Source organism: Pseudactinotalea sp. (genome assembly GCF_048594945.1).
GTDB lineage: Bacteria > Actinomycetota > Actinomycetes > Actinomycetales > Beutenbergiaceae > Pseudactinotalea.
Genome location: NZ_JBMDXJ010000492.1, coordinates 1 through 6,415 on the forward strand (window position 1 = coordinate 1; position 6,415 = coordinate 6,415).

Consider the following 6,415-nt stretch of genomic DNA (forward strand, 5'->3'; position numbering starts at 1 on the left):
GCCGGGTGCGGGCAGGAAGTTCGCGGCCGGGTCCTCGCCGTTGATGCGGAACTCGATCGAATGGCCCCGGGTGGGCACCTCGTCGTAGCCCAGCGGCTCACCCGCAGCGATCCGCAGCTGCTCGCGCACCAGGTCGATGCCGCTGATCTCCTCGGTGACCGGGTGCTCGACCTGCAGTCGGGTGTTGACCTCGAGGAAGGAGATCGTGCCGTCGACGGCGAGAAGGAACTCGCAGGTCCCGGCGCCCTGGTAGCCCGCTTCCTGGAGGATCGCGATCGACGCGCGCCGCAGCTCGGCGTCCTGCTCCTGGGTGAGGAACGGCGCGGGCGCCTCCTCGACCAGCTTCTGGTGGCGCCGCTGCAGCGTGCAGTCTCGGGTGGAGACGACCACCACGGTGCCGTGCGCATCGGCCAGGCACTGCGTCTCCACGTGCCGGGGCCGGTCGAGGAAGCGCTCCACGAAGCACTCACCACGGCCGAACGCCGCGGTGGCCTCGCGGACCGCGGAGGCGTAGAGCTCGCCGATCTCCTCGCTGGTGCGGGCGACCTTGAGACCGCGGCCGCCCCCGCCGAAGGCCGCCTTGATCGCGATCGGGAGCCCGTGCTCGGCTGCGAACTCCTCCACCTCGGCGGCGTCGGTCACCGGCTCCGGGGTACCGGCGACGAGCGGTGCGCCGGCACGCTGCGCGATGTGCCGGGCGCTGACCTTGTCGCCGAGCGCATCGATCGCCTTGGGCGGGGGACCGATCCAGACGAGACCGGCGTCGATCACCGCCTGGGCGAACTCGGCGTTCTCGGAGAGGAAGCCGTAGCCCGGGTGGATCGAGTCGGCGCCGGAACGGCGGGCGACGTCGAGGATCTTCGCGGAGTCCAGGTACGTCTCGGCGGCGCGGGTGCCGCCGAGCGCGTAGGCCTCGTCCACGAGCGCGACGTGCTGGGCGGTGCGGTCAGGGTCGGCGTAGACGCCGACCGAGGCGATGCCGGCGTCGCGGCACGCGCGCGCCACCCTGACCGCGATCTCGCCTCGGTTGGCGATGAGCACCTTCCGCAACGGCCGGGCCGGAGGGATCGTGCTCGTCATCCATCGCTCCAGGGGTGTCGCTCTGCAGGGACGGCCGCGCGCATGGTTGGGCGCGACGCCGTCAGGTCCGTCGGCCCACGCTAGTACCGGCCGAGGGTGCGACATGCCCACGGCGCACCGGGTGGGAGAAGTCTGTGAGGGAAGGCAACGCGCACTCGCTCGATTTGTGCGATGTAGACAAACGGTGCCGTAGGTTCACGGCCTCAGCGGCGGGCCTTTAGTCGGTGCTGGACAATGCGCGGGTCAAGGGCTGACCGGGTGCCACAGGTCGGTCCAGCGCACCCCGAGGCCGATCAGCAGCTCGCGCAGGAGCGGCAAGCTGATGCCGACGACGCCGTGCGGGTCGCCCTCGATACCGGTGAGGAATGCGCCACCGAGGCCGTCGATCGTGAACGCGCCGGCGACGTTCAGCGGTTCGCCGGTGGCCACGTAGGCGTCGATCTCGGCCTCGCTGACGTCGGCGAAGCGCACGGTGGTCGAGGAGACCGCACCGGCGGTCCGCCCATCGCGGAGCCGCACCCAGTGGCCGGACCTCAGCACGCCCGTGCGGCCCCGCATCCGCAGCCACCGAGCGCGGGCGCGGTCAGCGGTGCCCGGCTTGCCCATCGGCTCGCCATCGAGGTCGAGCAGCGAGTCGCAACCGACGAGGACGTCGGCTGCGCGGGCGGCAGCCGTCGCTGCGACCGTCTGCGCCTTGGCACGGGCGAGCAGCAGCACCGCCTCGGACACGGTGAGCGGACCGTTCTCCGCAGCGGCGTCACGAAGAAGCGCGTCCTCGTCGAGGTCGGCAGGCTGCAGCAGCGGGTCGATGCCTGCCGCGCGCAGCGTGGCTGCACGCGCCGGTGACGACGACGCCAGCAGCAGCCGCATCAGCGCCGTTCGAGCAGGAAGACCGGAATCTCCCGCTCGGTCTTGGCCTGGTAATCGGCGTAGGGCGGGTACGCCTCGACGCACCGGGGCCACCACTGCGCGCGCTCAGCGCCGGTGATCAGGCGTGCGTGAGCCTCGTGGGTCTCGGTGCCGTCCTGCACGGTCACCTCGGGGTTCGCGGTGATGTTGTGGAACCAGGCCGGGTGCTCGGGAGCCCCGCCCTTGCTCGCCACGGCGACATACACGCCGTCGTGCTCCACGCGCATCAACGGCACCTTTCGCCACAGACCCGACTTTGCCCCGAGGATCTCGACGACGACGACGGGGCGGCCCTGCACGAGGACTCCCGTGGTGTCCCCGGTGGCCTCGATCGTCTCGAGCTGGTCGCGGACCCAGGCGGTGGCCGGCGGGCGGTACTGGCGTTCGTGATTCACCCACTCAGGGTACGGGGGCTGTCCTGGGGAGATCTGACGGGCTGGCGGGGTGGTCCACCCCGTGGTCGGTGCGGCACAGTGGTGACCACAGGCGCTCGCTGCACCCGCGGCATCCTGGCCGCAGGCGAGACCCCTCGAAGGAGTGCGCGATGACCGAGCAGAACGAGAGCAAGACCTGGTACGAGGAGTTCACGGTCTCCGGATCGGAGCTGTTGGACAAGGTCAAGCAGCTGATCCGTGAGGGCAACGTCCGCCGGGTCTTCATCAAGAAGAGCGACGGCGAGACGTTGCTCGAGATCCCGCTCACCGCGGGTGTGGCCATCACCGCACTCACGGCTGCGGTGGCCCCCGCTCTCGTGGCCGTCGGTGCTATCGCCGCGCTGCTGACGCAGGTGACGCTGGGTGTCGAGCGCCGGGGTGACCCGGTCGAGGACGCTCCGGTCGAGGACGCCCCGGTGGATGACGGGTCCGCCACTCCGGAGGACCACACCACAGCCATCTGACCCTTCCAGCGCCACCGGTGAGTGTGGTCCCACGGTCGCGGTGCGCCGGTGAGTGTGGTCCCTCACCGGTGCCGTCGGTGGGACCACACTCACCGCCGGCGCGTTGCGGTGGGACCAGGCTCACCGCTGACGGGACTTGGTCGAGCCGCGACGGTCTCGGACGAGTTCGCGCACCGGGCGGAAGAGCATGCGCCAGCGTGAACCGAAGTGTGGCGGCGGCCCGTCGTAGCCGCGGGACAGCAGGACGCGGTGAACACGGTGCACCATCGATCGGGAATCCGTCATGTGCTCCTTGGTCACCACGGTGTACTCCAGGTGCATCGCGCGGAGGGCGGCGTGACGTTCTATGTCCGTCAGGTACTGGTCGCGACGTTCCTGGTGGTGTGCCCCGTCGTACTCGATCGCCAGGTTCCAGCGGCGTGCGAGCAGGTCGATCTCAAGTGACCTCCCGTCGAGCGTCATCACCTCGGCATTCACTTCCAGCCCAACGATTCCGCTCGCCAGCAGCAACAGCCGAAGCGTGCTTTCCGGGATCGACCGCGAGCGGGGCGTGAGCCTGTCCAAGAGGTACCGCACCTCACGGGCGCCATCGCGCCACGGCTGAGCATGAACGAGCGCGGTGAGTTCCTCGATCGTGATGTGGTGCCGGTGCAGTAGCCAGTCGCCCACAGCGATGGCATCGATCAGTCGTGCCGACGTGCAGTACGCGATGAACGCTGCAGCGGGCGTCACGCCGACGTCATCGGTCGGCGGCATCTCCGCGGTCCGATGAAGCACGATCCCCTCAACCGCGCTGTGATGGTCGGAGTCGATCACGAAGTGCAGCGGGGACGCCGCTCCGAAGCTCAGGCCAAGGCACCGGAGCCGGGTGCTGCCGGTGACCCGCGCACCCGACGGCATGCAGAGGTGCGCCGCCAGAACCTCGTCGGCGTACGTCATCTCGTGATCGGTGGCCACCCAGACACGGGGATGGACACGTCGGAACCGCCTCCCGAGCAGCAGCTTGTGCGAGTAGCCGGACTCCTTGAACTCTGCGGTGCAGAACGGGCCGGTGAGGAACTGCGGTGCGATCACCTGTGGTCGAGGCATGTCTCACTACACAGCTCACACGCCCGCGCGCGCTCAGGCGCGCGACCCTGCTGTGGATTCAGCTGCATCGGCGTGCAACTGTGGAAAACTCGTTCCACCTTCCGGTCGCCCAGGTGGGTGCAGTCCCACGTTCGCGGGCCAGCGGTGACTCTGGTCCGACGGGTGGCCGGCGGGTGGGACTGGGCTCACCGCTCACCGCTCACCGCTCACCGCTCACCGCTCACCGCCGGCGGGGCGGGTGGGTCAGGGGAGGAGGGCGAGGCGGAGGGTGTCGAGGCCGACGGAGCCGACGTCCAACGCGCGGCGGTGGAACGCCTTGAGGTCGAACGCCTCACCCTCGCGGGCCGCGGTCTCGTCGCGGATCTGCTCCCACAGCCGCTGGCCCACCTTGTAGGAGGGCGCCTGACCTGGCCAGCCGAGGTAGCGGTCGAGCTCGAAGCGCAGGAAGCCTTCGGCCATATTGGCGTTGGCGTCGAGGAAGTCCCAGGCCTTGGCGGCGTCCCAGGTGCCACCACCGAGCTCCGGCGGGCAGTCCTTGCCGAGGTGCACGCCGATGTCGAGGACCACACGGGCCGCGCGCATCCGCTGGCCGTCGAGCATGCCGAGGCGGTCGCCGGGGTCGTCGAGGAACCCGAGGTCGGCCATCAGCCGCTCGGCGTACAGCGCCCAGCCCTCGCCGTGACCGCTGACCCAGCTCGCAAGCCGGCGCCAGGTGTTGAGCAGCTCGGCGCGGTAGACCGTCTGGCCGATCTGCAGGTGATGCCCGGGAACGCCCTCGTGATACACGGTGGTGGTCTCGCGCCAGGTGCCGAACTCCGTGACACCTTCGGGCACGGCCCACCACATGCGGCCGGGTCGCGAGAAGTCGTTGTTCGGGCCGGTGTAGTAGATCCCGCCCGAGGTGGTCGGGGCGATCATGCACTCCAGGCGCCGCACCGGCTCGGGGATGTCGAACTGGCTGTCCGCCAGCGCCACCACCGCAGCGTCCGAGGTCTCCTGCATCCACGCCTTGAGTGCGTCGGTGCCGTGGATCTGCCGCGCCGGGTCGGCATCGAGCAGCTCCATCGCGCGATCCGGGGAGGTCCCCGGCCCGCCGATCTGCGCCGCGACCTCCTCCTGCTCGGCCACGATCCGGGCCAACTCCTCGCGACCCCACTCGTAGGTCTCGTCAAGGTCGATCTCGGCGCCGAGGAAGTAACGCGACCACAACCCGTACCGCTCCCGACCGACCGCGTCGGCCTCCGGCGCCTGGGCCGCCAGCCCCCGCAGCGCCTGCGCGAGCGTGCCGTAGGCAGCCTTCGCCTGCTCAGCCCCCTCAGCGAGGTGAGCGGACAGCGACGGCGAGGGGTCGCCGTCGTCGGGGCGGGCCTGGCTTGCGAGGGTGGTCCAGAAGGAGTCGTTCCCGGCCAACTCGTCGGCCTGCTTGGCGCAGGCCTCGACCTGTCGCAGAGCGGCCACGCGACCCTGACCGGCGGCGTGTTGCAGCGAGGCGATGTAGCCCTCGATCGCGCCCGGCACCGCGTGCATGCGCTCGGCGATCCGCTCCCAGTCGGCCGTGGTGGCGGTGGCCATGAGGTCGAACACGTCGCGTACGGTCTGCAGCGGCGAGTGGATGACGTTGAGTGCGCCATGGCGCTCGCCCGCCTCTTCCAGCTCCAGCTGCAGCCCGAGCCGCTCCTGCATGGCCGCGATCGTGACCCGGTCCACGTCGTCGGCCGGTTCGGCGCCGGCCAGCCTGGTCAGGGCATTGCGAGCGGCGGTGGTGGCGGCGGCGATGCCCTCGGGCGAGAAGTCGTCCAACTCGCTCTCGGCGCCGGGCAGGCCGAGCTCGGTGGCGGCGATCGGGCTGAGGCGGACGACCTCGTCGACGTAGGCGTCCGCGATCCCATCGACGGCGGTGGCGGGGCGGGTCTCGTTGCTCATCGCCGTGACACTACCCGGGCTACCAGGCCTGGTGCGTGCTCCACCGCCAGGCCGCGCGCTGGGTGCCGCGAGGCACACCCCAGCGGCGCCGGGGGTCGGCCCAGACCGAGGTGCGGGAGCCGTCATCGACCTCCTCGCCCGAGGAGGCCATGCGGGCGGCGACGATGCCCGCGACGAGGGCCGCGAGCTCTTCCTCGTCGACATCGCCGCGCACGACGCGCACCAGCCCCGCGACCTCGCCGATCTCCCCGGCCAGTGCCGACTCGTCGCCGTTGTTGACGCTGCTCACAGCGGGATGTTCCCGTGCTTCTTCGCCGGCAACTGCGCCCTCTTGGTCCGTAGCGCGCGCAAGCCGCGGACGATCTGCGACCGGGTCTCGGAGGGCTTGATGACCGCGTCCACGTAACCCTTGGCCGCCGCATCCCAGGGGTTGACGATCGCCTCCTCGTACTCGTCGGTCAGGCGGGTGCGCTCGGCCTCGACGTCACCGCCCTCGTCGGCGACCTTCTTCAGAGC

General features: G+C 70.6%; 8 protein-coding genes. 1 reads left to right on the plus strand and 7 read right to left on the minus strand.

Annotated features, from left to right (window positions below; translation table 11 throughout):
• From ACOJSN_RS22155 to ACOJSN_RS22165, 3 genes are all read right to left on the minus strand, one after another.
• Positions 1 to 1,050: acetyl-CoA carboxylase biotin carboxylase subunit (locus ACOJSN_RS22155; RefSeq protein WP_420114661.1), on the minus strand; the 1,050-nt coding region annotated here is incomplete at its 3' end.
• Positions 1,051 to 1,323: 273 nt separating this feature from the next.
• On the minus strand, positions 1,324 to 1,953 hold the full coding sequence (locus tag ACOJSN_RS22160) for a Maf family protein (protein WP_420114662.1): 630 nt from the start codon (positions 1,951 to 1,953) through the stop codon (positions 1,324 to 1,326).
• Entirely contained in the window at positions 1,950 to 2,384 is a 435-nt protein-coding gene (locus ACOJSN_RS22165; protein ID WP_420114655.1) for a nitroreductase family deazaflavin-dependent oxidoreductase, read from the minus strand. The genes ACOJSN_RS22160 and ACOJSN_RS22165 overlap by 4 nt, the downstream gene beginning before the upstream one ends.
• Before the next feature lie 149 nt (positions 2,385 to 2,533).
• On the opposite strand from ACOJSN_RS22165, the gene ACOJSN_RS22170 reads away from it, so the two are divergent.
• Positions 2,534 to 2,887 carry a DUF4342 domain-containing protein gene (locus ACOJSN_RS22170; RefSeq protein ID WP_420114656.1) on the plus strand — a complete coding sequence of 118 codons (354 nt, stop codon included), beginning with the start codon at positions 2,534 to 2,536 and terminating at the stop codon, positions 2,885 to 2,887.
• Positions 2,888 to 3,007: 120 nt separating this feature from the next.
• Here ACOJSN_RS22170 and ACOJSN_RS22175 read toward each other — a convergent pair whose 3' ends face one another.
• The 4 genes from ACOJSN_RS22175 to ACOJSN_RS22190 all read right to left on the minus strand — a co-directional run.
• Entirely contained in the window at positions 3,008 to 3,976 is a 969-nt protein-coding gene (locus ACOJSN_RS22175) for a hypothetical protein (RefSeq protein WP_420114657.1), read from the minus strand.
• Between the two features lie 243 nt (positions 3,977 to 4,219).
• Positions 4,220 to 5,899, minus strand: coding sequence for a DUF885 domain-containing protein (locus tag ACOJSN_RS22180; protein WP_420114658.1), 1,680 nt, complete (start codon positions 5,897 to 5,899; stop codon positions 4,220 to 4,222).
• A 19-nt stretch (positions 5,900 to 5,918) separates the two neighbouring features.
• Complete coding sequence (locus ACOJSN_RS22185; RefSeq protein WP_420114659.1) at positions 5,919 to 6,188, minus strand: acyl-CoA carboxylase subunit epsilon; 270 nt, start codon at positions 6,186 to 6,188, stop codon at positions 5,919 to 5,921.
• Positions 6,185 to 6,415 (minus strand): carboxyl transferase domain-containing protein (locus ACOJSN_RS22190; protein WP_420114660.1); only part of this gene is annotated, 231 nt, incomplete at its 5' end. The genes ACOJSN_RS22185 and ACOJSN_RS22190, both read right to left, overlap by 4 nt.